Origin of the sequence: Sorangium sp. So ce426, from assembly GCF_051475585.1 — a bacterium.
GTDB classification, from domain to species: domain Bacteria; phylum Myxococcota_A; class Polyangia; order Polyangiales; family Polyangiaceae; genus Sorangium; species Sorangium cellulosum_B.
In genome coordinates, this window is sequence record NZ_CP150341.1 from 3,831,172 (window position 1) to 3,856,337 (window position 25,166).

Consider the following 25,166-nt stretch of genomic DNA (forward strand, 5'->3'; position numbering starts at 1 on the left):
CGGAGGGAGCGAGTGCGCATGACGATGAGCCGTCCCAGCAAGCGCATCCTGATCGTCGATGACGACGCCGCGATCCGCCGGACGTTGAGCGAGCTCCTGGAAGAGGAGGGGTATGCGGTCGCCTGCGCCGCGAACGGGCGCGAGGCCCTCGCATGCCTGCGGGACGACCCCTCGTCCATCGCGCTCGTCCTGCTCGACCTGATGATGCCCGTCATGGATGGGTTCCAGTTTCGCGCCGAGCAGAAGCGCGACCCGACGCTCGCCGCCACGCCCACCGTGGTGATGACCGCGCGCGGCGCGACGGAGCGCGCCGGCATCGATGCGGACGCGATCCTCAGCAAGCCGTTCGACGTGCTGAAGCTGATGGACACCATCGAGCGGAGCTGCCGGAGGGGGTGAGCCGGCGGCGCGCCGCGCCGAGCCGATCGCGCGAGCGGCGCGATGGCGCGATGGCGCGATCGCACGCCGCAGGCGACCTAGGAGCCCGCCCTCGTGCCGCACATGGTCGAGAGCACCGCGAGCAGCTCCGCCGGCTCGATGGGCTTCGGGACATGGGTGTTGAACCCCGCCCGCAATGCGCGCATGCGATCCTCCGTGCGCGCGTAGGCGGTGAGCGCGATCGCCGGGGTCCGCCCCCCGCTCGCCGCCGGGAGCGCGCGGATCTTGCGGATCAGCACGTAGCCGTCCTCGCCGGGCATCGCGACGTCGGACACGAGCACGTCGGGCTGAAGCGCCTTCACCGCGAGCAGCGCCTCGGCCGCGGACGACACGGCCGTCACGCGCGCGCCGCACTGCTCGAGCATCGTGACGAGGAGCTCGCGCGTGTCGTCCTCGTCCTCGGCCACGAGCACGTTCAGCGCCGCGAGCTCGGGCGGGCGGTCGCTCCCGGCGGAGGCGGACGGCAGCGCCGCGAGCCGGCGCCCCCGGTCGTGGCTCGGCGGCGCCGCGAGCGGCAGCTGGACGACGAACGTGGCGCCCCGACCCTCCCCGTCGCTCAGCGCGTGGGCCGTGCCGCCGTGCATCTCCACGAGGCTCTTCACGATCGTGAGCCCCAGGCCCAGGCCGCCGTGCCTGCGGGTCGTGCCGCTCTCGGCCTGCCGGAACTGCTCGAACACGTAAGGCAGGAACGCGGGCTCGATGCCCTGGCCGGTGTCGGATACGGTGATCTCGGCGGACCCGCCGGCGCGATCGAGCCGGATGCGCACCACGCCGCCCCGCGGCGTGAACTTCACCGCGTTGTTGAGCAGGTTCCAGACGACCTGCTGCAGCCGGCCCGCGTCGCCCGCGACGGCGCCCACGCCGGGCTCGAGGAGCGACAGGAGCCGCACCCCCTTGGCGTCGGCGGCCGGCCGCACGACCTCGATGGCGGCGTCGATCACCGGCACGAGCTCGATCGGATGGACGTCCAGCCGGAGCTTGCCGGCCATGATGCGCGAGATGTCGAGCAGATCGTCGATGAGCTGCGCCTGCGCCTGGGCGTTGCGCTCCACCGTCTCCAGCGCCTTGTCGCGGCGCTCCTCGGGGAGCTTGCCGGTGCGCAGCATCCGGACCCAGCCGAGGACCGCCGTGAGCGGCGTGCGGAGCTCGTGGCTCATCGTCGCGAGGAACTCGTCCTTCAGGTGGCTCGCGGCCTCGGCCTCCTGCCGCGCGGACTCCGCCGCGGCGAGCAGGCCTTGCCGCTCCTCCTCCGCCCGCTTCCGCGCGGTGACGTCGAAGAACGAGGAGACGACGCCGGCGACCGAGCCGTCGGTGCCGCGGAGCGGCTGCGCGTTCACCGAGAGCCACAGGACCGAGCCGTCCGGCCGCTCCAGCCCGAGCAGGACGCCCGACTGGGGCGCGCCGGTCCGGAGCGCGATCTGCGAGGGGACCATCTCGAGAGGGAACGGCGAGCCGTCCTCGCGGACGAGCCGGTAAGACGGGCCCATCATCGTGGACCCGACGAGCTGGGCCATGGGCAGGCCCAGGATCCGCTCGGCGCTCGCGTTCGCGGTGCGGATGACGCCGCGCTCGTCCTGGAGGGTGATGCCCTCCTCGAGCGCGCTGATGATCACGCGATAGCGCTCCTCGCTGTCCCGGAGCGCCCGCTCCGCCTCGATCGCGTCGGTCTCGTCGCGGGTGATCAGGACCGCGCCCGCGGGCGAGCCGTCGGCGTGCCTGAGCGGCGATGCCGTCCCGGCGAGGGCGCGGATCGAGCCGTCCGGGCGCGTGACGAGCCAGCGCGCGTTCTCGACCTTCTCGCCCCGGAGCGCGCGGTGGAGCGGGTCCTCGTCGGGGCGCAGCGGCCGGCCGTCCAGCGCGAGCAGCCCGCGGGTCCGGAGCGACTCGAGCGCGTCGCGCGCGTCGCTCTCGTACACCCCGTGCTGCCGCTGGGCCTCGCCGTTGCAGATGCGGAGCGCCCCGCCCGCGTCCGCGGCCATGATGCCGTCGCCGCTCTGCTCGATGAGCGCCCGCAGCAGATCGCGCTCCACCGCCGCGATCCGCTCGGCCCGCTCGGCCCGCTCGCGGAGCCGCTTCGAGCGAAGGAGCGCACCGACGCGCGCCGACAGCGCGGCCGCCGGGCAGGGCTTGACCACGTAGTCGTCGGCGCCCGCGGTGAGCCCCTCGACGAGGTCCTCCTCCTGCCCGGCCACGGTCAGGATGAGGATCGGGAGCCCGACCGTGGCGGCGCGCGACCGCAAGAGGCCACAGATCTCGGTGCCGGACATGCCCGGCATCACCTGATCGAGCACGAGGACATCCGGCACATCGCCCCCCGCCACGCGCTCGAGCATCGCGGCGGCGTCCGTGAAGACCTGGGCCTCGTACCCCGGCGCGAGGGCGCGCGCGGCCATCTCGGCCTCCAGCAACGAATCGTCGAGGATCCACACCGCCCCGCGCTGCGCGTGCTCGCTCGGCGGAGGCTCCATACCCCCCTCCCGGACGCCTCGCCCCGCGGCCGGCGCCGGGCGCCGGGGCGGGCCGTTCGCATCGCGCGCGGCGTCGGCGAGCACGAAGTCCATCGTCATTGACCGATTCATGGTTCTCCAGGAGCAGCAGGGGCCGTGAGGCATATCGCCACAGGGCGGCGCCTCTCGGGGCGGGACGGGCGCGGAGACGCGTTGGTTCCGCAAGCATCTTTACCGCCCAGTCTCATCTGAGGGAGAGCCCTCGACGATGCAAGCCTAATACGATGAAAGGCGCCCTGTTGCCCTCTTCTGCCTGTCTGCGTTGGTTGCTTCCGGTTGCTTCCGGTTGCAGCCGTTCGCTTCCGTTCGCGTCTGGCGCGTCAGGTCGCTTCTGGTCATCGCGCCACGCATCATCCAGCGCTCGCCGGGTTCCATCGACGTCTGTCATGGCGAGGGCGTTCGCGTCCGCCGACGTTCGCTGGCGCGCTGGCGTTCCTCGACGTGCGGGCAGCGCCTGGACGCCCGAGCACGGCATCCGCGGCTCGGGACGTGTCTGACGGGAGTTCCCTGATTCTGGCACGGACGCACAAGCGCGATTGACACCCCGCATTCGGAAAGGCTATTCCCTCGGTCGAGCACCGCTGTGGCAGAGATCCTCGTCGTCGATGACAGCCGGGTGATGCGCGAGATGGTGGTGGCCTGCCTGCGTGCAGAGCAGCACGGGTTCGCGCACGCGGCGAGCGGGCTCGAGGCGATTGAGACGCTCTCGCTCAGGCCGTTCGATCTCGTGGTGCTCGACCTGAATATGCCCGATATCGGGGGACTCGAGGTGATCGAGTTCATCCGGGGTCAAGACAGGCTGCGGAGCCTGCCGATCCTGGTGGTGACGACCCGGGGTGATGAGGAGTCCCGCGCCCGCGCGCTCGCCGCGGGGGCGTCGGAGTTCATGACGAAGCCCTTCACCCCCGACGCCATCCTGGCCAGCGTGCGCGCGCTCCTGCAGGACAGCGTCGCCAGCGCCGGATGACCGGATGGGCGGCGCGCTCGATGTGAACGAGTTCGTGGCCGGCTACCTCGTCGAGGTGGAAGAGCACCTCTCGGCGTCGACGGCCAACCTCCTCGCCGCCGAGGCGGCCCTCCGCGGCGGCGAGTCGAGCCCCAAGGCGATCCGGGAGCTCTTCCGCGCTCTTCACACCATCAAGGGCCTCTCCGCCATGGTCGGCGTGGAGCCGATTGTGGATCTCGCCCACGCGATGGAGACCGTGCTCCGGGCGGCGGACCGGTCGGCCGGGAGCCTCTCCGCCTCGTCGATCGAGGTGCTGCTCCGCGGGCTCCGGTCCATCGAGGAGCGGGCGCGGGCCCTCGCCGAGCGCAAGCCGGTGCTGCCGGCGGCGCCCGAGCTCCTCGCCGCGCTCACCGCGCTCGATCTCGCCGCCGCGCCGTCGCCGCCCGTGCCGACCATCGGCGCCGATCCCGAGATCCTCGCGAAGCTCGGGCCCGGCGAGCGGGTGCAGCTCGCGCAGGGCGTGGCCGGCGGGCGGCGCGCGCTGCGGGTCGACTTCGTCCCCTCGCCGGCGCGCACCGCCGAGGGGGTGAACATCACGACCGTCCGCGAGCGCGTCGGCAAGCTCGCCGAGATCGTCAAGGTCATCCCGCTCTCGGTGCCGGCCAGCGAGGGAGCGCCGGGCGGCATCGCCTTCGCGCTCCTCGTCCTCACGAGCGCGCCCGACGAGGAGGTCGCGCGCGCGGCGGCGGCGGATGGCGTCCGCGCGCTCACCGTGGAGCTCCCCGTCCCGCCGGTCGTCGCGGCGCTGGCGGAGCGCGAGCCGGACGAGCCGGCGGACCGGGAACCCCAGCTCCGAGGCGTCGTCCGCGTCGAGGTGGCGCGCCTCGACGACGCGCTCGACAAGCTGTCGGCGCTGGTCGTGACGCGGTTCCGGCTCGCTCGGGCGGCCGCCGATCTGCGCTCCCGCGGGGTCGACACCCGCGATCTGTCGGAGATCCTGCGCGAGCACGACCGGACGCTGCGCGACCTCCGCGGCGCCATCATGCGCGCGCGCATGATCTCCGTGGCGGAGCTCCTCGAGCGCGTGCCGCTCGTCGTCCGCGGCCTCGGTCGCGCCACCGGCAAGCAGGTCCGGCTCGAGATCGACGCCGGCAAGGCCGAGCTCGACAAGGCGGTCGCGGAGCGCGTCTTCCCTGCGATCGTGCACCTGCTCCGCAACGCCGTCGATCACGCGATCGAGCCGCCCGCCGAGCGGCGGCGCCTCGGCAAGACCGAGGAGGGCGTCGTCCGGGTCTCCTGCTTCGAGCGCTCCAGCCATCAGCTCGAGCTCAGCGTCGCCGACGACGGCCGCGGCATCGATCGCGCGCTTGTCGCGAGGCGGGCCGGCCGCCCCGCGCCCGAGAGCGACGCGGCGCTGCTCGACCTCATCACGCTCCCCGGGCTGTCGACGCTCGACCAGGCGACGAAGACCAGCGGCCGCGGGCTCGGGATGGACATCGTGCGCCGCATCGCCGTGGAGCAGCTCAGCGGGGAGCTCTCGGTGAGCACGTCGCCCCGCGCCGGCACCACCTTCACCCTCCGGATCCCGCTCACGTTGACCATCGTGGACGCCTTCTCCTTCCTGTGTGGTGACCAGCTGTTCGTGACGCCCGTCGCGGGCGTCGAGGAGGTCGTGGAGATCGACGCCGCGCGCGTCCTCCGCGGCCCAGCGCCGGGCGAAGCGCGGGGCGGGACCATGTTGCCAGCGCCGGGCGAAGCGCGGGGCGGGACCATGTTGATCGAGCGCCGCGGCGAGGTCGTGCCCCTCGTCGATCTCGGCGCCCTCTTCGAGCTCGGGGCCTCGCCGGCGCGCAGGGCGCTCGTCGTCCGCCGCCACGGCGCGCCCTTCGCGTTCGGCGTGACCCGCGTGATCGGCCAGCAGGAGGTGGTCGTGCGGCCGCTCGAGGACCCGCTCGTCCGGGTGCCAGGCGTGTCTGGCTCGACGGATCTCGGCGACGGGCGCCCCACGCTCGTGCTCGACCTCGTGACCCTCAGCGGCAGGCTCTCCGCTGGCCGAGGCGGCCGCGGCGCGCTCGCCCGGGTGGCCTCGTGAGCGATCTTCACGTGGTCCTGAAGGTGGCGGACACCGAGTACGTCATCTCGGCGGCGGACGTGCTCCACATGGAGTCGTTCGCCGGGGCGACCCGGGTGCCGGGGGCGCGATCGTACGTCGGCGGCCTGGTGCAGATCCGGGGCCGCGTGGTCCCGGTCGTGGATCTGCGCGTCCGCTTCGGGCTCCCGAGCGCGGAGCCGACGCTGGACTCGCGCGTCATCGTCGTTCAGCGCGGCGGCCGCACCGTGGGCCTCCTCGTGGACAGCGCGCGCGAGGTCGTCAACATCGCCGAGGGCGAGCTGAGGCCGCCCCCCGAGGTCATGGCAGAGGAGAGCGCCGGGTTCGTCAGGGCCGTCGCGAAGCTCGGGGAGCGCCTCGTCATGCTCGTCGACGTCGGCAGGATCATCGGTGAGGAGCAGGATCATGGCATCTGATGCAATCGCGGACATCGACGGCGCGCTCGCGCGGGCGGAGCAGACCGAGCGCGCGCTCCGTCAGGCGGTCTCGACCGTCGCCGGCGTCGAGCAGGCGGCCGCGCGGCTCGCCGCCCTCGGCGCCGAGCAGGCCGCGGCCGGCAGGGAGCAGGGGGCCATGGCGGGGGCGCTCGCGGGCGAGCTCGAGGAGGCCGGTGCGGCCGCGCAGGCGCTCGCCCGCACCGGGCAGCGGGTGGGCGACGCCGTCATCGAGGTCGTGAGGGCGACCGAGGGCATGGCGAGCGGCATCGGCGCGCTCGCCCCCGCGCTCACCAGCGTGAAGGGCGACGCCGAGACGCTCGCCGCCTCGGCGGACACGACCGCGGCGGCGCTCGAGGAGATCGCCCGCTCGGTGAAGGCCGTGAGCGCCAGCGCCGAGGAGCTCGCTTCCTCGAGCGAGGAGCTCCTCGGGGCGGTCTCCGTGACGAGCGGATCCGCCGACGAGGCGGCGGCCCGCGGCGAGAGCAACGCCGCGGCCATCGAGGAGATCGGGGCCACCATCGAGGAGATGTCGAAGGGCGTCGCGCGCCTCTCGACCGACGCCAAGGGGGTCGGGGCGCAGATCTCGACGATGGCCGGGACCGTCGTGGGCGTGAGCGGCTCCCTCGATCGCGTCGCGAAGGACGCGACCGAGATGGCGAGCGCGGTCGAGGAGACCGCGGCGACCGCCGAGCAGATGGCGCGGTCGATCCGCGGGGTGGCCGAGAGCGCGAAGGCGCTCGACTCGAGCGCGTCGACGACCGCGAGCACGATCACGGAGATCGCGAGCTCGGTCGAGGAGGTCGCGGCCACCGCCGAGAAGAACGCCGCGACCATCGAGGCGAACGCGGTCGCCGCCGAGCAGCTCGCGCGGACCGCGCAGCAGGTCGCGCAGAGCGCCGAGCAGATCAGCGGGCTCGCGGCCGGCAACGCCGCCACGTCGTCGCAGGTCGAGGCCTCGACGCGGCGGATCGTCGCCATCGTCGATACCGCGCGCGCGACCGCCGAGCAGGGGGTCGCGACCGCGCGCCAGGGCGCCGCGACGGTCGGCAGGTCCATCGCCGGGCTCGGGAGCATCCGGCAGGCGATGGCCGACTCCGCGTCGGTCATGAAGGAGATGGGCAAGCGGGCGGAGGAGATCGGCGACATCGTCCAGACGATCAACCTGATCGCCGACCGCACGAACCTCCTCTCGCTCAACGCCAGCATCGAGGCCGCGCGCGCGGGGGAGCACGGCCGCGGCTTCGCCGTCGTCGCCGAGGAGATCCGCAACCTCGCCGATCGGGCCGCCGTCTCGAGCGCCGAGATCGCCAAGATCGTCCGCGCGCTCCAGGCGAGCGCCCGGGAGGCGGTGGCCGCCTCGAGCGAGGGCGTGAAGGTCGCGGACGAGGGGACCCGGCTCGCGGGCGACGCCGATCGGGCGCTCGCGTCCATCCTTCAAGGGGTCGAGGAGCTCGGACGCTCGATCCGCGACATCGACCGGGCGAACGCGGAGCAGGTGCAGGCGGTGGCCTCCCTGACCCAGACGGCGTCGCGCATGAGCGACGAGGGCAGGGCGGTCGCGCGCTCCGCGGCCGAGCAGACCAAGGCGATCCAGTCGCTCGCGCAGGGCAGCGCGGAGATGCGGCGCATGGCCCGGCAGACGAAGGACGCGACCGCCGAGCAGGCGCGCGCGCTGCGGGACGCCGTGAGGGCCAACGCGCAGCTCACGTCCACCGCCGAGCGGGTGTCGCGGGCGATGGACGAGCAGGCGACGGGGGCGTTGCAGCTCGCCAAGGTCGCCGCGCAGATGCGCGCGCTGACCCAGCAGACAAGCGCCGCGATGGTCGAGCAGACACGCGCCCTGGCCGGGATCACCGCGCTCACGCAGGAGGTCTCCGGCGCGTCGCAGCGCATGGTCGCCGGCCTCGCGGAGCAGGCGGGCGGCGCGACCGAGATCTCGCGCGCCATGGACGACATCCGGCGGCTGTCGGTCCAGTCGGCGCGGGGCACCGGCGAGCAGGCGCGGGCGGCGAAGCAGCTGGAGGCGTCCGCCCGCCAGGTCGCGCGGCTCGCGGCGGCGGTGACCGCCGCCACGGCCGACCAGGGCAAGGCGACGGCGTCCCTCGCGAAGGAGGGGGATTCCGTGCGCCGGATCGCCAGGCAGACGGCGCGGGCCGTGGCCGACCAGGCGGAGGCGGTCGCGGCCCTCGCGTCGGGCGCGAACCGGCACACGTCGTCGCTCCAGGCCGCCGAGAAGGGGATCGGTGAGCTCTCGACCCGGAGCGAGCAGCACGCCGCCTCGCTCGCGCGGCTGCGCGACCCGGTCCGGGACCTGCTCGCCTCCACGGCCAGGCACGCGAGGGACACCGGCGCGATCGCGAGCGACGCAGGCCAGGTGCTCGAGCAGCTCGGCAGGATCCGGCAGGCGAGCGCGGAGCACGCGGACGCGGTCGCGGGCGTCGTCGCGACGGTCGCCCACGCCGTCGCCCACATCAAGGTGAACGGGACGCAGCACACGCCGCCGGAGACGGCATGATCGCTCGTCGACACGCACACGCACACGCACACGCGCCCGCGCTCGCCGTCTCGGACGCGGAGCGGCGGCGCGTCGAGCAGGTCGAGTGGCTCGCCGCCTCGGGGCCTCCGGGGGTGCCTGAGCTCATCGAGATGCTCGCGGATCCGAGCTGGACCGTGCGGCGGGCCGTCGTCGCGTCGCTCGCCGCGCTCGGCGACGCGGCGGTCGACCCCCTCTGCGCGTGCCTCGCCGCCCGGCGCGACAGCGAGGCGCGCATCGCCGCCGCGGTCGACGCGCTCGTCGCGTCGCTGGGCGACGTCGACGCCGCCGTGCTCGCGCTGACCCTGGATGCTCGCCCCGCGCTCGTCGCCGACGCGGCGCAGATCCTCGGCCGCCGCGGCAGCACGAGGGCCGTCCCCCGGCTCGCGGAGCTCACGTCGCACCCCGACGACAACGTCGCGGTCGCCGCGATCGAGGCGCTCGGCCGGGTCGGCGGCAGGTCCGCTGTCGACTCGCTCGTGGATGCCGTCTCGAGCGGAAATTTCTTCCGTGTCTTCCCGGCGATCGACGTGCTGGGCCGGAGCGGCGACCCGCGCGCGACCGGCCCGCTGGCGGTCCTCCTCGAGGATCCGCGCTACCTGCTCGAGGCGGCGCGGGCGCTCGGCCGCACCGGCAGCCGCGGCGCCGTGGCGCCGCTGGTGCGCCTCCTCGGGCGGCCGAGCGACGGCGTCGTGCGTGTCGCCGCGGCGGCGCTCGCCGAGCTGCGCGAGCGGTACCGCGAGCGCTACGGGACGGCCGCGCCGATCGACGAGGCGCTCCGGAGCGAGGCGCCGGCGCCCGGCGTGACGCGGCGGCTCTCCCAGAGCCTCGCGGGCGCGGATCCGGCCGAGCAGGCCGCCCTCTGCAGCGTGCTCGGCGCGATCGGGGGCGACGATGCGCTGCTCGAGCTGACGCGGCTGCTCGACGCCGATCCTCCCGTCGCGAGCGCCGCCGCGGAGGCGCTCGGCCAGCTCTCGCGGAGCGCGGATCCCCGGGTGCTCGCGGCGCTGCGCGACGGCGACAGCGCGCGCAGGCTCCTGCTCCTGCCGCTCGTCCGGGGCGTCGCGGCCGCGGACGAGGTGGAGCGCTGCCTCGCCGATCCGGACGCGGAGGTCCGCGCCGCGGCGTGCGACGCGCTCGCGCGCATCGCGGAGCCCGGCTCGGCGCGCGCGCTGTTCCAGGTCCTCGACGACCCGGGCCCCCGCGTGGTCCACGCCGCGACGACCGCGATCCAGGGCCTCGGCGGCCCGGAGGTCGAGGCGCTCGCGCTCGCCGCGGCCCGCGACGGGGCCCCGGCCGCGCGGAGGACGGCCCTCCGGATCCTCGGGCACCTCGCGCCTCCTTCGGCGCTGCCGGTCTTCCTCGCCAGCCTCGGTGACCCCGACGCGCGGGCGCGCGAGCAGGCGATCCATGGCCTCGCGTCCCTCGCGGCGCCTGCGGCGCTCGACGCGCTCGTCGAGGTCGCGGCCGATCCCGCGGCGCGGATCCGGGCCGTGGCGATGCGGGCGCTCGGGCAGTCGCGCCGGGATCCCCGCGTGATCGACGCGCTCCTCGCGGGGCTCGGCGACGGCGACGCGTGGGTCCGGTACTACGCCTGCCAGTCGCTGGGGAAGCTCGGGTGGGAGGCGGCGGCAGGGGTCATCGCCGAGCGGCTCCGGGACGAGAGCGGCCAGGTGCGCGTGGCGGCGATCGAGGCGCTGTCGGGGATCAAGGGCGATCTCGCGCTCGCGGCGCTGGAGCAGGCGGCCCGGGACGGCGACACGGACATGCGGCGGTCGGCGCTGATCGGGCTCGGCATCGCGGGGCGGGAGGCGTCGCTGCCGACGTTGCTCGACGCGCTCTCGTCCCCGGACGTGGCGACCCGGCTGGTCGCGGTCTCGGCCGTCTCCGGCTTCTCGTCGCCCGAGGTCCTGCCTGCCCTCGTGCGGGCGGCGAGCGACCCCGACGAGAGCGTGCGGGCGGCCGCGACCAGCTTCATCGCGGGGCGGCCCGGCGCCGAGGCGACGAGGGCCCTCGTCGCGCTGCTCGTCACGTCGCGGGCGCAGGGCCCTCTGCTCGCCGCGCTCTCGACGCCCGTGCCGGGCCGCATCGAGGGCATCCTCGACGCGCTGGCGACGGCGGACGACGAGCTCTCGCCGCTCCTGACCGCGGCGCTCGCGCGGATGCGGCTCCCCGGGGCGGACGCCGCGCTCCTCGAGGCGCTCCGGCTGCCGCGCGCGCCGGCGCGGAAGGCGGCCGCCACGACGCTCGCCGCGGTGGCCACCCGCGAGGGCTTCGCGGCGGTCGAGCGCGCCGCGCGGACCGATCCAGATCCCGAGGTGCGGCGCGTGTCCGCGTCCGTCCTCGCGCAGTGGGCCTGATCCCGTGGGCATGACGAGCCGCCTCCCCATCTCCCCGCAGGTCTTCGCCATCTTCAGCGCGCTCGTCGCCGAGAAGATCGGCTTCCACTACGACGCGGCCGATCGCGAGCTGCTCGGCGACAAGCTGTCGGCGCGCGCCCTCGACGCCGGCTTCGACTCGCTGCTCGATTACTACTACTTCCTCCGCTACGACCCGGGGGGCGAGGCCGAGATGGACGCGCTGATCGACGGGCTGGTCGTGGGCGAGACGTACTTCTTCCGCGAGCTCGCGCAGCTCGAGCTCGCGGTCTCGGAGTTCGTCGCGCCGCGCGTGGCGGCGGGCGGCCGGCCGCGGATCTGGTCGGCGGCCTGCTCGAGCGGCGAGGAGCCGTTCACGCTCGCGATGCTCCTGGCCGAGCGGGGCCTGCTCGACAAGGTCGAGATCATCGCGAGCGACATCAGCGCGCGGGCGCTCTCGCGGGCCCAGGCCGGCGTGCTCGGGCCGCGCTCGCTCCGGAGCAACGCCCCGCCGCCTCCGTTCGCCGAGCGGTGGCTGCAGGTGACGCCCGATCGCGTCGTCGTGAGCGCCGAGCTGAGGCGGGCGATCGACTGGCGGCGGATCAACCTGCTCGACACATCGCAGGTCGCGTCGCTCGGGCAGCTCGACGTCGTGATCTGCCGCAACGTGCTCATCTACTTCCACGACAACACGGCGCGGTGGGTGCTCAAGAACCTCTCGGGGGCGCTCGCCGCGGGCGGGATCCTCCTGGTCGGGGTCTCCGAGTCGCTCTTCAGGCTCGGCACCGCGCTCGCCTGCGAGGAGCGGGGCGGCGTGTTCCTGTATCGGAACGCGGAGCCATGAGGCGCCCCGCGGTCCGCGTGCTCGTTGTCGACGACTCCGCCTTCGTGCGCAAGGTGCTGCGGCAGGTCCTCGGCGCGAGCTCCTCGATCGAGGTCGTCGACACGGCCATGGACGGCTTCGACGCGCTGGAGAAGATCGCGCGCTACAAGCCGGATGTCGTCACGCTGGATCTCGTGATGCCGAACCTCGACGGCCTCGGCGTGCTCGCGTCGTTGCCGCGCGAGGGCGCGCCGCGGGTGATCGTCGTCAGCAGCGCCGACGCGGACAGCGAGCTCGGCGTCAGGGCGCTCCAGGAAGGCGCGACCGACCTCGTCGAGAAGCCGACGGCGCTCGCGACCGATCGCCTCTTCGGCCTCGCGGACGAGCTGGTCCGCAAGGTGCTCGCCGCCGCCGAGGCGAAGGTCCACCGCGCGGAGCCGCCGTCCGCGCCGCCGCCCGCGCCTTTCGCGATCCCGGCGCTGTCGCGCACGCGGCTCGTCGTGATCGGCGCCTCGACCGGCGGCCCGCTGGCGCTGACGCGGCTCCTCGCGGCGATGCCCGCCGGGTTCCCGGTCCCCATCGTCGTCGCGCTGCACATCCCTCCTGGCTACACGGAATCGCTGGCGCGCCGCCTCGACGACGGGAGCGCGCTCTCGATCGTCGAGGCGTCGGACGATCTCCAGCTCCGGCCCGGGCTCGTGGTCATCGCGCGCGGGGGGACGCACATCGAGGTCCGGCGCAACCTGACGCGCGCCAGCGTCGGCTTCCCGGCGACGGCCGGCGCGTCCGTCTATTGCCCGTCGGTGGATCTGCTCTTCGCGAGCGCCGCGGCCGAGTTCGGGCCGGGCGTGCTCGGGGTCGTGCTGACGGGCATGGGGGACGACGGCCTGGAGGGCTCCCGGGCGATCCGCGCGGCGGGCGGGAGGGTCCTCGCGGAGGCCGAGTCGTCCTGCGTCGTTTACGGCATGCCCCGCCGCGTGCTGGAGGCCGGGCTCGCCGCGGCGGCGGTGCCTCTCGATCAGATGCCTGCGGCCATCCTGCGGCATCTTTGAGTTCGCACGTCGCACCTCGCGCGCCGCGCCTCGTCAAAGCGGCCAGTAAACGACCTTCCCCTCGATCTCCTGGAACGTCGCCGCGTTGCCGTCCTGGGAGACGATGAAGGCGATCCGCTCCGGGTACCCCGCGACGAACGCCGCGGCCGCGCGGTGGCGGGTGCCGCGCGCGTCGAGGCTCAGGCTCGCGTCCATCCGCTGATCGGGGGTGGCGGCGAAGACCTCGGAGATGATCGCCCTCGGAGGCGGCAGCTTCGCGCCGAACGCGAGCACGTCGAGGGCGTGGCTCATCACGACCGCGCCGTCGACGGTCGTCAGCCGCACGATGAGCTCGAGCAGCCGGCTGACGCGCTCGGACCTCTGCAGCGCGTGCTCCGAGTCGCGCGGCGCTGGCCTCGCCCCGGACGGCGGGCATGGCCCGTCCGGCAGGTGGGTCTCGTGCGCGCCCGCGAGGTCGAGGATGGCCGAGCCGAGGCACAGGGCAGGGGCCAGCCGCTTGACCTCGGTGTCGAGCAGATTGCCCTCTTCCCCGAAGAGGTGCGGCAGGCCCTCGCCCGGCCCCAGGACGACGAGGAGCCCGCCGCGACCGAGCTCGACCATTCCCTCGACGATGCGCAGCAGATAGCCGCGCACGTTGCGGGCGAGCGCGCTCGCCTGGTCCCGCGCGACGGTCCGCTCGATGGAGTCGAGCAGCGGCCGGTTCTTGGGCATCCACGTCCGCACGGCGCCGCGCTCGTAACGGACGACCTCCCATTCGCCGCGGTACACGGCCACGACGCCGGGCTTCGGGGCGACGACGCGCACGAGCTGATCGAGCGCGAACGACGGCCGGCCGTGCGGCACCGCGATGCCGGCGACGGCGAGCGACCCGTCGAGCGGCACCACGGCCAGGAAGGCGCGCGGCCACGCGCTCGCCGGGCCCAGGTTGGCCAGGTGCTCCGCGTCGAACGCCACCGGGGACCCGAACCGCACGAGATCCCACGCGGGCTCTCCGGACTCGAGCTCGGCGAGGCGCTCGGCGAACACGACGCCGATCGGGTTGAGCCGCCCCTCCTCCGTCGCCATGGACGCGAAGAACAGCGTCTCGATCAGCTGCGTCAGGATCGCGGCGAAGGAGGGCGGCGCCTCGTCGGCGGCGACGCGGGCGCCCGGAGCCAGCTTCTGCGCGGCGAGCGGGGGCTGCCCCTGCAGCTCGAGGAAAGCCGCCGTGACGTCCGCCGGATACTTGGGGCGCATGAGCTCGCTCTACCCTCCTCTGCGCCCCCGGTCAGACCGGCGCGCGGGCCGCTTCTCCGTGCGGGCTACGCGGCCCGACGCGAGCTGCCGCCCTTCCGCTTCGGGGCCTCCGCCTTTCGCACCCTGGATTTGCCGCCTTCTTCCGGCGCGTTTCTGCCGTTCTTCGCGCCGTTCTTCGCGCCGTCTTTCGCTTCGTCGTTCGCGGCCTTCTCGCCCTTCTGTCCGAGGCTCTTCTTGAGCAGCGCGATGAGGTCCACCGTGCCGGTGGCGCGGCGGTGGCGCTCTTCCTCCACGGGCTCCGTGGGCGCCGTCGTGCGGCCGGATTTCACCTTCTTCTCGATGAGCTTCATCACGTCGTCGCGGTACTCGTCCTTGTATTTTTCCGGCTGCCACGCGGTGGCCATCTCGGCCACCAGCCGCTCCGCCATCTCCAGCTCCCGCTTGCCGAGCCCCTTTCCCTGGGCGTCCATCTCGGGCAGGTCGAGCTCCTCATCGGAGCGGAGCTCGTGCGCGAACCGGAGCAGGTTCAGCACGAGCCCTCTGCCGTGCGGCCTCACCGCGGCGATGTGCTCGCGCGTCCGGATCACGACCTTCGCGATACCGACCTTGCCCGTCTTCCGCAGCGCCTCGCGCAGGAGGACATACGCCGTCACCGGCGATCGCTTCTTGCCGTTCTGGGACGCGGGAGCGAGGAAATACGGCTTGTCGTAGTAGATCGGGTCGATCTCCGAGGCGTCGACGAAGTCGAGGATGTCCACGGTCTGCGTCGCCTCCACGTTCGCGCGGCGCAGGTCCTCGTCGGACAGGACGACATACTCGCCCTTCTCGTAGGGATAGCCGCGGACGATATCGTCCCAGCTCACCGGCTCGCCCGTCTCCCGGTTCACGCGCTCGTAGCGGATCGGCGCCATGGTGCGCCTGTCGAGCTGCGTGAAGTGGAGCTCATCGGGCTGCTCGGCGGGGTAGAGGGCCACCGGGATCTGCACGAGCCCGAAGCTGATACTCCCTTTCCAGATGCTGCGAGGCATGTGCGCTCCTTCGACCCGGAGGGCGACCCGAGGGGCCCGCGCCAGGTCCGTCATGGCGAGCAATGCAAGCCGGCGGCCGACGACGCGTCCTCGCGCATCCTGCGCCGCGCGCCCGTCCTGGCCGCCTGGGGGCCATCGCGGATCCTGCGCCCCTGCGGCGCGCCGCCACGGCCGAGGTCGCGTTTCGCCACGGCGGACCGGGCGCGGCGGTGATCGGCGGTGATCGCTGCCCCACGCGCCCTCGCCCGCAGTATAACCCACGCACCCCATGCCTCGGCGTTCCCACGACCTTCACGGCGCCGCGCCGGACGAGAGCCGGACAGCGCTGCTCCTCATCGACGTGATCAACGATCTGGACTTCCCGGGAGGCGACCGGCTGCTCGCCCACGCGCTCCCGATGGCGCACCGCATCCGGGCGCTGAAGCGGCGGTGTCGCGACGCCGGCATTCCGGCGGTCTACGTGAACGACAATTTCGGCCGCTGGCAATCCAACTTCCACCGTCAGATCGAGCACTGCCTGGAAGAGGGCGTGCGCGGCCGCGAGATCGCGGCGCTGCTGCGGCCTGCAGAGGACGATTATTTCGTGCTCAAGCCCAAGCACTCCGGCTTCTACGGCACCACGCTGGAGATCTTGCTCGAGTCGCTCGGCGCGCAGACGCTCCTCCTCACCGGCATGGCGGGGAACATCTGCGTCCTGTTCACGGCGAACGACGCCTACATGCGCGATTACCGGCTGCTCGTCCCGTCAGACTGCGTGGCCTCCGAGACAGAGGAGGACAACGGCCACGCGCTCCGGCAGATGCAGCGCTTCCTCAAGGCCGACATCACGCCGTCGGACGAGCTCGACCTCGAGCGGCTGCCCGCCTGACACCGGCCGATGCGCGGCGTCAGGCGGGCAGCTGCCCGAGATCACGTGGGATGACGGCGCGTCACGCTCAGGCGACGGCCCTGTGCTTCGACGAGATCCCCTCTTCGGTGAGGACCGCGACGTCGGTCGCGCCGCCGCGCTCGAGGATCTGCTTGGCGAGCGCGCGCTCGTTGCTGTCCTCGACGTGGACGGAGATGAGGATGTTGCCGCCCTTGATCTTGCCCTCGTACTGCTTGGCCTCGACCTCGGGGATGCCGAGCCCGATCAGGGCGCCGGTCACGCCGCCGAGCGCGGCGCCGGCCGCGGCGCCGCTCAGCGCGGCCATGATGGGGCCGGCCGCGATGAACGGCCCGAGCCCCGGGATGGCGAGGGCGCCGATGCCGGCGAGCAGCCCGATGGTCCCGCCGACCGCGCCGCCCGCGCTGGCGCCCGCCGTCGCGCCCTCGGGCGCCTTCGTGTTCTTCTCGTGCGCGAAGTCCCGCGTCCCGTGCTTGTCGGGGAAGAGCGCCGAGATGTCGCCGGTCATGAAGCCGGCGCGCTGGAGATCGCCGACGATGATGTCTGCCTGAGCGAGCGTGCTCACGAGGCCAAGGACCGCTTTCTTCGTTGCCATGGTGTCTTCCTTTCGGACCGTTCGTGTCGGTTCAGTCGACGTCGACTTCGAGCTGGTTATCGACCCTCTGCACACCCGGGATCCCGAGGGCGATCGCGGCGATGTCGGCCTTCTCCTTGTCGCTCTTCACCGGGCCGCGCAGCGTCACCACCTGCCCCGTCGTGATGATCTTGACGTTCTTCGCGCTCATCGAGAGCGTGTCGTTCGCGATCACCGCCTGCCGGATCTTCTGGGTGATCGTGCGATCGGCCTCGTTCTCGCCCTGGTCCCCGGGGGTCAGCGCGGCGGGATCGCGATCGCGATCGTTCTTGCCTGTGTTGTCGGCGGCCGTCGGCGTGGGGTTGTTCGCCCGCTGGGCGATCTCGCCCGGAACCGCGGGATTGCCGTCCGAGCGAGTCGTGCCTTCCGCGCGATCGCAGCCGGCCGCAGCGGCGATCGAGAGAGGCAGCAGCAGGACGAATTTTGCTGTGTTCATGCCCGGCACCCTCGCAAGGCCCGGGCCATCCCCTGGCGGAGAGCGCCTGTCGGTGCGCGGTCGTGGCCAGGGTGGCGCATGATCCCCGTCACGCCGATGGATGAGATCCCTTTCTCCACGCCGTGTCGTGGGCGGCTCTTCCATCGCGTCGGTGCGCGGCGCCGCGCGGCTGGCAAGCTCATGGCTGGATAGAGGCCGGACTGCCCCAAGTGGGGCGAACTGCCCCGTGCCGGCGATGTCAGAAGAGGAGAACCAACGCTATCGCGCGGAGGACGGTGGGTGTGTACGCCTGTGACGGACGCCGTCCAGAGCGCCAGTCGCCAGCGTCCGATCGGGCCCGCGCTCGCGCTCGAGGCGCTGGAGGAAGGGCTCAGTCGTCGCGGGCGCCTTTCGGCCGTTCGGTCGTGCGTGGGGCGGGCGGTTCGATCGGCCGTTCGATCGGCCGTTCGATCGGCCGTTCGATCGGCCGTTCGATTCCGAGCCGCCGCAGCTTCCGGTAGAACGTCGCCCTCGACATGCCCGCCTCGCGCGCGGCCTGGAGCGCGTTCCAGCCGGTCCGCTCGAGCGCGGCGAGCAGCGCGGCGCGCTCGTCGCGCGGCGGTCGCGGCGCGCCGCGGCCGCCGCCTTCCTGCGCGCGGGGCAGGTCCACGTCGTCGGGGCCGATCCTGCGGCCGTCGCACAGCACGACCGCCTTCGTGATCACGTTCTCCAGCTCGCGCACGTTGCCGGGCCAGCCGTGCTGGCCGAGCCGCCGCAGCGCCTCGTGGGACAGCTGCGGCGCCGGGCGTCCCAGCTGCTCGGCGGCGCGGCGCACGAAGTGGAGCGCGAGCTCCGGCAGGTCCTCCAGGCGATCGCGCAGCGCGGGCAGCCGGATCTGCACCACCGCGACGCGGTAGTAGAGGTCCTCCCGGAAGCGCCCGCGCGCGGCCTCGGCCAGGAGATCGCGGTTCGTCGCGCAGACGAGGCGGAAGTCCACGCGCACGGCCTCGGCGCTGCCCACCGGGCGCACCTCCCGCTCCTGGAGCACCCGCAGCAGCTTCGCCTGCACCTCGAGCGGCATCTCGCCCAGCTCGTCGAGGAAGAGCGTGCCGCCGCGCGCCGCGACAACGAGGCCGGTCCGGTCCCGGTCGGCCCCCGTGAACGCGCCGCGGACGTGCCCGAAGAGCTCCGACTCGAGCAGCGCGGCGGGGAGCGCGGCGCAGTTGATCCCCATGAACGGGCCGCTCTTCCGCGGGCCGGCGAAGTGGATGGCGCGCGCGACGAGCTCCTTGCCGGTGCCGCTCTCGCCCGTCACGAGCACGTTGACCGGCGCGTCGACGACGCGGTCGAGCGTCGCGAACACCGCGCGGAGCGCGGGGCCGCGCCCCACGATGGCGCCGTAATCGTAGCGGTGCTCCAGGGCCTGCTGACGGACGAGCACCTGCTCCTGCAGCCGGTCGATCTCCGCGGCCTGCCCGCGCAGGAGCTCCTCGACGCGGCGGCGCTCGGCCTCGAGCTCCACGGTGCGGCGGCGCAGGTCGTCGACGAGCCGCGCGTTGCGCAGCGCGAGCGCGACCTGGTCGGCGAAGGCGAGGAGCAGGTCGACGTCCTCCGGCGCGAACCGCGCGCGCCGGAAGCGGTTGTCGAGGTAGAGCGCGCCGAGCACGCCGTCCGGCGAGCGGATCGGCACGGCGATCACGGACCTGAGCCGCATCGCGTGCACCGACGCGTGCTCGTGGAAGCGCGGGTCCTCCTGGGCGTCCACGGTGACCACGGGCTCCTGCGTCGCGATCGCGCGCTCGGCGATGCCGTAGCTGAACTTGAGGTGGCTCCTGCCGACCTTCTCCCGGTCGACGTTGCGCGCGACCGCCACGCGCAGCTCGCCGCCCGGCTGCTCGATCAGCAGGAACCCGCGCTCCGCGGCCGTGAGGTCGATCGCGGCGTCCATGGCCATCGCGAGGATGTCGGCGATCTCGACGGAGGAGTTGAGCCTGCGGAACACCGCGAGGAGCCGCTCGAGCTTGGCCGTGCGCTCTGCCGCTGGCGGCGCCGCGGCCTCGGCCGCCGCGGGGGTGCGCGCCGGCTGCGCCGCGCGGCGCCGGGGGTGGGTCCAGAAGGCGTGCTGCAGCGCCTCCGGCAGCGAGCGCGCCATGGCGGTCCAGGCGGCGGTCGCGCGCGCCCGCTGCGCCGCGGCGGCCTCTGGCTCGCCCGCGAGCTCGTGGGCTTCGGCCAGCGCCAGGCGGACGTCCGCGGCGAGGTCGGGCTGCGCCGCGCGCTCGGCGAGGCCCAGGGCGCGCTCGAGGCGCTCCCGGGCGGCGGTGAGGTCCTGACCGAGGTTGGGCTGACCGAGGTTGGGGCTACCCTGACCGAGGTTGGGCTGACCGAGGTTGGGGCCACCCTGACCGAGGTTGGGCTGACCGAGGTTGGGGCCACCCTGACCGAGGTTGGGCTGACCGAGGTTGAGGTTGGGGCCACCCTGACCGAGGTTGAGGTTGGGCTGACCGAGGTTGAGGCCACCCTGAGCGAGGTTGTGAGCGAGGTTGGGCTGACCGAGGTCGAAACCGCCCTGGTCGGAATCTCCCTGACCCAGGTTGCCGTCGCCCTCGCCGTCGAGCAGCGCGAGCCGCCCCTCCAGCAGCGCCGCGCGCGCCCCGAGGTCGGGCGCCTCCCGGGCGGCGCCGTGCTCCCGCGCCCGGCCCAGCGCGGCCCGCGCGTCCCCCACCGCGCCCCGCGCGAGGTGGGCCCGGCAGAGCTCCAGCTCCTCCTCCACCACCTCCCGTTGCGCCCCTTGCGCCTCGAAGCCGCGCCGCGACCGCTCGAAGCAGCGCGCCGCCTCCTCGGCGTCGCCGCCCGCGAGCGCGCAGTCCCCGAGGACCGAGGCCGCCGCCGCCGCGAAGAAAGGCGCCCCCCGCCGCGCGGCCTCCGCCTCCACCCGGGAGGCCACGCGGGCGGCCCGCTCGAACGCCCCCACGTCCGCCCAGAGCTTCGCCAGATCGAAGTCGAGGACGAGGACCAGGTCCGCCTGCCCCAGGGCGGAGGCGAGCCGCGCCCCGCGCTCGTAGGCGGCGAGCGCTTCCCCGAGCTCGCCCGACTGGTGGCACGCCGTACCCACGTTGAGGCTGCAGCGCGCCACCAGGTCGCCGAGCCCGTGCTCCTCCGCGGTCGCCAGCGCCTGCCGGTACCCGACGAGCGCCGCCTCGACCTCCCCGGCCCGGAAGGCGTCGATCGCCTGGTACGACAGCGCCCGCACCAGCGCCCTCGGCGCCCGCCGATCGCGGTGCAGCCCGGCGGCGAGCCCGAGGTGCAGCCCCGCGAGCCGGCGCTCCCCGAGGTAGCTCGCCGCGACGCCGACGTCCTCGTGGAGGCTCGCCAGCACCTCCGGCTCGTCGCACCACGCGAGCGCCGGCTCGGCGCGGGCCCGCGCCTCCGCGTGGGATCCGAGCCGCAAGAGCGCCCGGCTCGCGAGATCGGCGAGGGCGGCGCGCTCGCGCGGCGTGGCCGATAGCGCCGAGCCCTCCCCGCCGGCCACCTCGCTCCGCTCGGCCTCGTCGAGCCGCGCGAGCGCCGCCGTGGGGTCGCCCAGCTCCAGCAGGCACGCGCCGAGCCGGACGAGCGCCTGCGCGCGCCGCGCGCCGAGCCCTCCGGCCTCGTCGCTCGCGAGCAGGTGCTCCAGCACCTCGCGCGCCCGCGCCGCGCGGCCGACGCGCTGGAGGGTGGACGCGATCTCGAGCCGCGCCTCCGCCGACGTCGCCACCTCGAGCAGCGCCTCCGCGCTTGCGCCCCACGGCCTCGGATCCGCCTCGCGCTCCGCGCGGCGCTCGAGGAACAGGCGCTCGGCGGCGGCCGTGTCGCCCGACAGCGCGAGGTGCAGCACCCGCTGCTCGGCGTGCGCCGGCAGGGCGGCCGCCGCCCGCGCGTGCGCCGCGCGGACCGCCTCGCCGCCGAGGGCGCAGAGGAGGGCGGCGATCGGCCCGGCGCGCGTCAGCGTCCACCCCCCGGCGGTGCGCGCGGCGACGCCGCGGGCGGCGAGCTCGGCCAGGTGCGCGACAGGCAGCCCGAGCGGCGGCAGCTCCTCGTCGGCGACCGCGCCCCCCTGCACGGCCAGCGTCGCCACGGCGTCCCGCAGCGGCCGCCCGAGCCCTCGCAGCCGCAGCGCGTAGCGCGCGCTCGCCCCGGGCGTCGTCGCGTCGAGCCCGGCCACGTCCCCGCTCTCGGCGAGCCGCCCCGCGATCACCACGAGATCGGCGGGCCACCCCGCGCTCGCGCGCAGCACGACCTCCGTCGCGTCGCCCAGGCCGATGTCGTCCATCCAGCGCTGCACCGCCTCGCGCCCGAGCGGCGGCAGCGCGACCTCGCGCGCGCTCCGCCCCGCCTCGGCGGCCACCGCGGCGAGCGGCGCCCGGCCGCCGCCGTGCGGGACGCGCTCGGCGGCGAGGAGCAGGACCGGATCCTCGGGGCCGAGCAGGCGGGCGAGCGCCTCGAGCATCTCCCGGTCCGCCCCGCTCACCTCGTCGGCGTCGTCGAGCACGAGCACCAGCGGCCCGGCCCCCGCCCCCGCGTGGCCTCCCCGCGCCCGCGTCAGGCGCTCGTGCGCGCGCAGGGCGCCCAGCGCGCCGGCGGGGAGCGCCTCCTCGCCGGTCGCGCGGCGCAGCATCGAGGCCACCGGCGCGCTGGCCCTGGCGAAGCCCTCCACCGCCTCCATCCGGAGCTCGGCGCTCCACGTCGCCTCGCGCAGGAGGCGGCTCTTCCCGCAGCCCGGCTCCCCGGCGATCACGCAGACGCGCGGGCCGCGCTCGCCTCGCTCGAGCGCGGCGAGCGCCTCGGCGACCGCGCGCATCTCCCCATCGCGCCCGACGAGGTGGGGCGGCTCCGGCGGCGGCGGGGCCACGGCGCGCGGCGCGGCGCCCACCCAGTCGAGCACCTCGCCCGCGTCGGCCGGGCGGTCGCGCGGCTCGGACCGCACGAGGCGCTCGACGAGCGCGCCGATCGCCTCCGGCAGCGGCTCCGCGAGCAGCGGCGCGATCGCCTCGAGCGTGCGGCCGAGCGAGAACAGGTCCGCGCGCCCGTCGGCCGGCTCGCCGCGGATCACCTCGGGCGCGAGGTAGCCCCGGGTGCCGGAGACGCCGTCGTCGGGCCTCCCCCCGAGCCGCGCCGCGCAGGACAGGTCGATCAGGACCGCGCGCCCCGAGGCCCCGACGAGGATGTTGGCCGGCTTCACGTCGCCGTGGCGGATGCGCGCGCGGTGGAGGAACCGCAGCGCGTCGAGCACGTCCACGATCGCGGCCCGCGCCTCCTCGAAGCGCCGGCCTGTCACGTACTCGTCGAGCGGCGCGCCCAGCACCGCCTCCGACGTGAAGTAGAAGCGCGGCTCGCCGGTCTCCCGGAGCATGCCGAAGTCGAGGACCCGGACGAGGTGCGGATGGAAGAGCCCCGCCAGCATCCTGAACTCGCCGCGGAACGCCGCCCGCTCCGCCGTGCGCGCGTGGCCGAGCAGCTTGAGGCACAGGTCCCGCCCGAGCGCCTCGTCCCGCGCGAGCCACGCCGTGGCCAGGCTCCCCCGTCCCAGGGGGCGGAGCAGGCGGTAGCGGCGGGCGAGCAGGGTCCCTTCGGCTTGGCTCACCCGCGCAGTGTCTCATGGATGTGCCATCTGAGACAGTGAGACACTCGATGAGACACCTGTGCCTCGCGTTTCACGACGATTTCCGCCCTTTTTCATTCGGCACCAGGTTTGCTCTAATGCCCGGCATGGCGATGCGGACGACATACGGACACCGAGGACGGCGGGGCGCGCGCGTCGCGACGCTCCTCGGAGCGCTCGTTGGCGGCTGTGTCGTGAGCCCGCAGCCGAGCCCGCCGGTCCACGAGCCGATCCTGGACACAGGGCTCGTCGGCGTGTCGGACGACCCCAAGGTCTTGCGGCAACAGGTCTTCCTCAAGGGCGAGCCTGGCGCGGTCGAGCCGGCGGAGGGCGTGGTCGTGGTGACGAACCTCGACAGCGCGGACGCGCCCGTCATCGCGGAGATCAACCGCGACGGCAGCTTCGTGGCCGCGGTGGACGCGTCGACGGATCAGGTCCTGCGGATCCAGGTGAAGCAGGGCGAGCGCCGGTCGGAGCCGGTGGATCTGCAGCTCACGGGGGAGCCCATCAGCGTGGCGCAGACGATGCTGGCGCACCTGCCTTGCCTCACGATCGAGCCCGCCGCGTGGGTCTCGCTCGAGGCCGGCGAGAGCTATGTGGTCGTCCGCAACACGTGCGCCGAGGGCGTGTCCATCGGCGCGCCGCGCCTGCGCCGCGGCGCGGGGCCGTTCGGGGTCAGCCCGGCGGAGGCGTTCGTGGTGCCGGCGGGCGAGTCCGCCGTCGTCACGGTGCGCGCGGACGGTGAAGGGGTGGAGCGCGAGGACGTGCTCTTCCTCGAGGTCACGGCGCCCGAGCCCGGGCGCCGCGTCCTGACGCTGACGCTCCCCGACTGAGCTGTCGGGGAGACGAACATCGAACTCGCGCGCCGCGCTCGCCGTACTGCGCGCGGCGCGAGGCGCCCTTCCTCTGGAGGGGAGGGGCTCGTGGATGTCTATCGCCTCGCCGGTGACGGCGGGGCTCTTTTGGAGGAACCCATGAACGTCCAGAATCGTATCAAGAGCAGCCGTATCGGATCCTTCCTCTGGCTCGCGCTGTCGATGCTCCCGCTCGCCGTGGGCTGTCAGGTGCAGATCGCCGACGACGACACCGCATCCAACGCGGAGGAGGTGAGGGGCGGCGGCGGGCAAGGCAAGGCCTGCGGCGGCCTCCTCGGCCTCACCTGCAAGAAGGGCCTCTTCTGCGACTACGAGCTCGACGCCATGTGCGGCGCGGCCGATCAGACGGGCACCTGCCAGCCCATCCCCGAGGTGTGCACGAAGGAGCTCAGGGAGGTCTGCGGCTGTGACGGCAACACGTACAGCAACGAGTGCATGGCGAACGCGGCGGGCACGTCGGTGTCGTCGATCGGCCAGTGCTCGCCTCCTCCGGGCGACGTCTGCGGCGGCCTCCTCGGCCTCTCCTGCAAGGAGGGTGAGTTCTGCGACTTCGCGCCGGACGCCCAGTGCGGCGCGGGCGACATGACGGGCACCTGCCTGCCCACGCCGGGCGGGTGCACCAAGGAGTACAACCCGGTCTGCGGCTGTGACGGGAACACCTACGGCAACGCGTGCACGGCGAACGCGGCGGGCGTCTCGGTCGCGTCGAAGGGCGAGTGCGCGCCGCCGCCGTCGGAAGGCAAGGCGTGCGGCACCCGCGGCGGCTGGACGTGCGAGAAGGGCGAGTTCTGCAACTTCCCGCCCGAGGTCGAGTGCGGCGCGTGGGACGGGCCGGGGGTCTGCACGCCCATCCCGGAGGCGTGCACGTTCGAGTACAACCCGGTCTGCGGCTGCGACGGCCAGACGTACGGCAACGCCTGCGCCGCCGCCTCGGCGGGCGTGTCGGTCGCGTCGAAGGGCGAGTGCGCGCCTGCTCCCGGGAAGATCTGCGGCGGCATCGCGGGCTTCGCGTGCGAGAAGGGTGAGTTCTGCAACTACAGCATCGAGGCCATGTGCGGCGCGGCCGATCAGACGGGCACCTGCGAGACCATCCCGGAGGCGTGCACGGAGCAGTACGACCCGGTCTGCGGCTGCGACGACACCACGTACCCCAACGCGTGCTTCGCGCACGCGGCGGGCGTGTCGGTCGTGTCGCGCGGCGAGTGCGCTGAGACGCCGGTGAGGCGGTAAGGCGGTATCGTAGGCGCCGTC

General features: G+C 74.2%; 17 protein-coding genes. 11 read left to right on the top strand and 6 right to left on the bottom strand.

Annotated features, from left to right (window positions below; all coding sequences use genetic code 11):
• The first annotated feature begins 18 nt into the window (after positions 1-18).
• The gene (locus WMF44_RS14440) at positions 19-399 is read left to right on the top strand and encodes a response regulator (RefSeq protein WP_437299693.1); all 381 of its coding nucleotides are present in this window, start codon (positions 19-21) and stop codon (positions 397-399) included.
• Positions 400-476: 77 nt separating this feature from the next.
• Here the strand turns inward: WMF44_RS14440 and WMF44_RS14445 are convergent, their stop codons facing one another.
• Complete coding sequence (locus WMF44_RS14445) at positions 477-3,017, bottom strand: hybrid sensor histidine kinase/response regulator (protein ID WP_437299694.1); 2,541 nt, start codon at positions 3,015-3,017, stop codon at positions 477-479.
• Positions 3,018-3,528: 511 nt separating this feature from the next.
• On the opposite strand from WMF44_RS14445, the gene WMF44_RS14450 reads away from it, so the two are divergent.
• Genes WMF44_RS14450 through cheB form a run of 7 tightly spaced genes read left to right on the top strand, consistent with a single transcriptional unit; the run spans position 3,529 to position 13,203 of the window.
• Complete coding sequence (locus WMF44_RS14450) at positions 3,529-3,912, top strand: response regulator transcription factor (protein ID WP_437299695.1); 384 nt, start codon at positions 3,529-3,531, stop codon at positions 3,910-3,912.
• A 4-nt stretch (positions 3,913-3,916) separates the two neighbouring features.
• Positions 3,917-5,983: a chemotaxis protein CheA gene (locus WMF44_RS14455; protein ID WP_437299696.1), complete on the top strand. Its 2,067-nt coding sequence runs from the start codon at positions 3,917-3,919 to the stop codon at positions 5,981-5,983.
• On the top strand, positions 5,980-6,417 hold the full coding sequence (locus WMF44_RS14460; RefSeq protein WP_012235290.1) for a chemotaxis protein CheW: 438 nt from the start codon (positions 5,980-5,982) through the stop codon (positions 6,415-6,417). Before WMF44_RS14455 ends, WMF44_RS14460 begins: the two co-directional genes overlap by 4 nt.
• The gene (locus WMF44_RS14465) at positions 6,407-8,953 is read left to right on the top strand and encodes a methyl-accepting chemotaxis protein (protein WP_437299697.1); all 2,547 of its coding nucleotides are present in this window, start codon (positions 6,407-6,409) and stop codon (positions 8,951-8,953) included. The genes WMF44_RS14460 and WMF44_RS14465 overlap by 11 nt, the downstream gene beginning before the upstream one ends.
• Positions 8,950-11,331 carry a HEAT repeat domain-containing protein gene (locus tag WMF44_RS14470; protein ID WP_437299698.1) on the top strand — a complete coding sequence of 794 codons (2,382 nt, stop codon included), beginning with the start codon at positions 8,950-8,952 and terminating at the stop codon, positions 11,329-11,331. The genes WMF44_RS14465 and WMF44_RS14470 overlap by 4 nt, the downstream gene beginning before the upstream one ends.
• 10 nt (positions 11,332-11,341) lie before the next feature.
• Positions 11,342-12,172, top strand: a complete 831-nt coding sequence (locus WMF44_RS14475; protein ID WP_437299699.1) for a CheR family methyltransferase — start codon at positions 11,342-11,344, stop codon at positions 12,170-12,172.
• Complete coding sequence (gene cheB, locus WMF44_RS14480) at positions 12,169-13,203, top strand: chemotaxis-specific protein-glutamate methyltransferase CheB (RefSeq protein ID WP_437299700.1); 1,035 nt, start codon at positions 12,169-12,171, stop codon at positions 13,201-13,203. Before WMF44_RS14475 ends, cheB begins: the two co-directional genes overlap by 4 nt.
• A gap of 33 nt (positions 13,204-13,236) precedes the next feature.
• Here the strand turns inward: cheB and WMF44_RS14485 are convergent, their stop codons facing one another.
• Entirely contained in the window at positions 13,237-14,439 is a 1,203-nt protein-coding gene (locus WMF44_RS14485) for a putative sensor domain DACNV-containing protein (protein WP_437299701.1), read from the bottom strand.
• A gap of 65 nt (positions 14,440-14,504) precedes the next feature.
• Positions 14,505-15,467, bottom strand: a complete 963-nt coding sequence (locus WMF44_RS14490) for a Ku protein (RefSeq protein WP_437299702.1) — start codon at positions 15,465-15,467, stop codon at positions 14,505-14,507.
• A 268-nt stretch (positions 15,468-15,735) separates the two neighbouring features.
• Between WMF44_RS14490 and WMF44_RS14495 the strand changes: the two genes are divergently transcribed.
• Positions 15,736-16,335 carry a cysteine hydrolase family protein gene (locus tag WMF44_RS14495; RefSeq protein ID WP_437299703.1) on the top strand — a complete coding sequence of 200 codons (600 nt, stop codon included), beginning with the start codon at positions 15,736-15,738 and terminating at the stop codon, positions 16,333-16,335.
• 67 nt (positions 16,336-16,402) lie between these two features.
• Here WMF44_RS14495 and WMF44_RS14500 read toward each other — a convergent pair whose 3' ends face one another.
• The 3 genes from WMF44_RS14500 to WMF44_RS14510 form a co-directional block, all read right to left on the bottom strand.
• Positions 16,403-16,948, bottom strand: coding sequence for a DUF3341 domain-containing protein (locus tag WMF44_RS14500; protein ID WP_437299704.1), 546 nt, complete (start codon positions 16,946-16,948; stop codon positions 16,403-16,405).
• 31 nt (positions 16,949-16,979) lie between these two features.
• Positions 16,980-17,423, bottom strand: a complete 444-nt coding sequence (locus tag WMF44_RS14505; RefSeq protein ID WP_012235299.1) for a BON domain-containing protein — start codon at positions 17,421-17,423, stop codon at positions 16,980-16,982.
• A 370-nt stretch (positions 17,424-17,793) separates the two neighbouring features.
• Positions 17,794-23,022 carry a sigma 54-interacting transcriptional regulator gene (locus WMF44_RS14510; RefSeq protein WP_437299705.1) on the bottom strand — a complete coding sequence of 1,743 codons (5,229 nt, stop codon included), beginning with the start codon at positions 23,020-23,022 and terminating at the stop codon, positions 17,794-17,796.
• Between the two features lie 212 nt (positions 23,023-23,234).
• Here WMF44_RS14510 and WMF44_RS14515 point away from each other — a divergent pair, with 212 nt between their 5' ends.
• Both WMF44_RS14515 and WMF44_RS14520 read left to right on the top strand, forming a co-directional pair.
• Complete coding sequence (locus WMF44_RS14515) at positions 23,235-23,873, top strand: hypothetical protein (protein WP_437299706.1); 639 nt, start codon at positions 23,235-23,237, stop codon at positions 23,871-23,873.
• Positions 23,874-24,014: 141 nt separating this feature from the next.
• Positions 24,015-25,145, top strand: coding sequence for a Kazal-type serine protease inhibitor family protein (locus tag WMF44_RS14520; RefSeq protein WP_437299707.1), 1,131 nt, complete (start codon positions 24,015-24,017; stop codon positions 25,143-25,145).
• Positions 25,146-25,166: the final 21 nt, after the last annotated feature.

What these genes read in the sequence shown, in the direction of transcription:
- WMF44_RS14440 (WP_437299693.1), top strand. Translation starts at nt 19, where the DNA reads ATGACGATGAGCCGTCCCAGCAAGCGCATCCTGATCGTCGATGACGAC.
- WMF44_RS14445 (WP_437299694.1), bottom strand. Translation starts at nt 3,017, where the DNA reads ATGAATCGGTCAATGACGATGGACTTCGTGCTCGCCGACGCCGCGCGC.
- WMF44_RS14455 (WP_437299696.1), top strand. Translation starts at nt 3,917, where the DNA reads ATGGGCGGCGCGCTCGATGTGAACGAGTTCGTGGCCGGCTACCTCGTC.
- WMF44_RS14465 (WP_437299697.1), top strand. Translation starts at nt 6,407, where the DNA reads ATGGCATCTGATGCAATCGCGGACATCGACGGCGCGCTCGCGCGGGCG.
- WMF44_RS14470 (WP_437299698.1), top strand. Translation starts at nt 8,950, where the DNA reads ATGATCGCTCGTCGACACGCACACGCACACGCACACGCGCCCGCGCTC.
- WMF44_RS14475 (WP_437299699.1), top strand. Translation starts at nt 11,342, where the DNA reads ATGACGAGCCGCCTCCCCATCTCCCCGCAGGTCTTCGCCATCTTCAGC.
- cheB (WP_437299700.1), top strand. Translation starts at nt 12,169, where the DNA reads ATGAGGCGCCCCGCGGTCCGCGTGCTCGTTGTCGACGACTCCGCCTTC.
- WMF44_RS14485 (WP_437299701.1), bottom strand. Translation starts at nt 14,439, where the DNA reads ATGCGCCCCAAGTATCCGGCGGACGTCACGGCGGCTTTCCTCGAGCTG.
- WMF44_RS14490 (WP_437299702.1), bottom strand. Translation starts at nt 15,467, where the DNA reads ATGCCTCGCAGCATCTGGAAAGGGAGTATCAGCTTCGGGCTCGTGCAG.
- WMF44_RS14495 (WP_437299703.1), top strand. Translation starts at nt 15,736, where the DNA reads ATGCCTCGGCGTTCCCACGACCTTCACGGCGCCGCGCCGGACGAGAGC.
- WMF44_RS14500 (WP_437299704.1), bottom strand. Translation starts at nt 16,948, where the DNA reads ATGGCAACGAAGAAAGCGGTCCTTGGCCTCGTGAGCACGCTCGCTCAG.
- WMF44_RS14505 (WP_012235299.1), bottom strand. Translation starts at nt 17,423, where the DNA reads ATGAACACAGCAAAATTCGTCCTGCTGCTGCCTCTCTCGATCGCCGCT.
- WMF44_RS14520 (WP_437299707.1), top strand. Translation starts at nt 24,015, where the DNA reads ATGAACGTCCAGAATCGTATCAAGAGCAGCCGTATCGGATCCTTCCTC.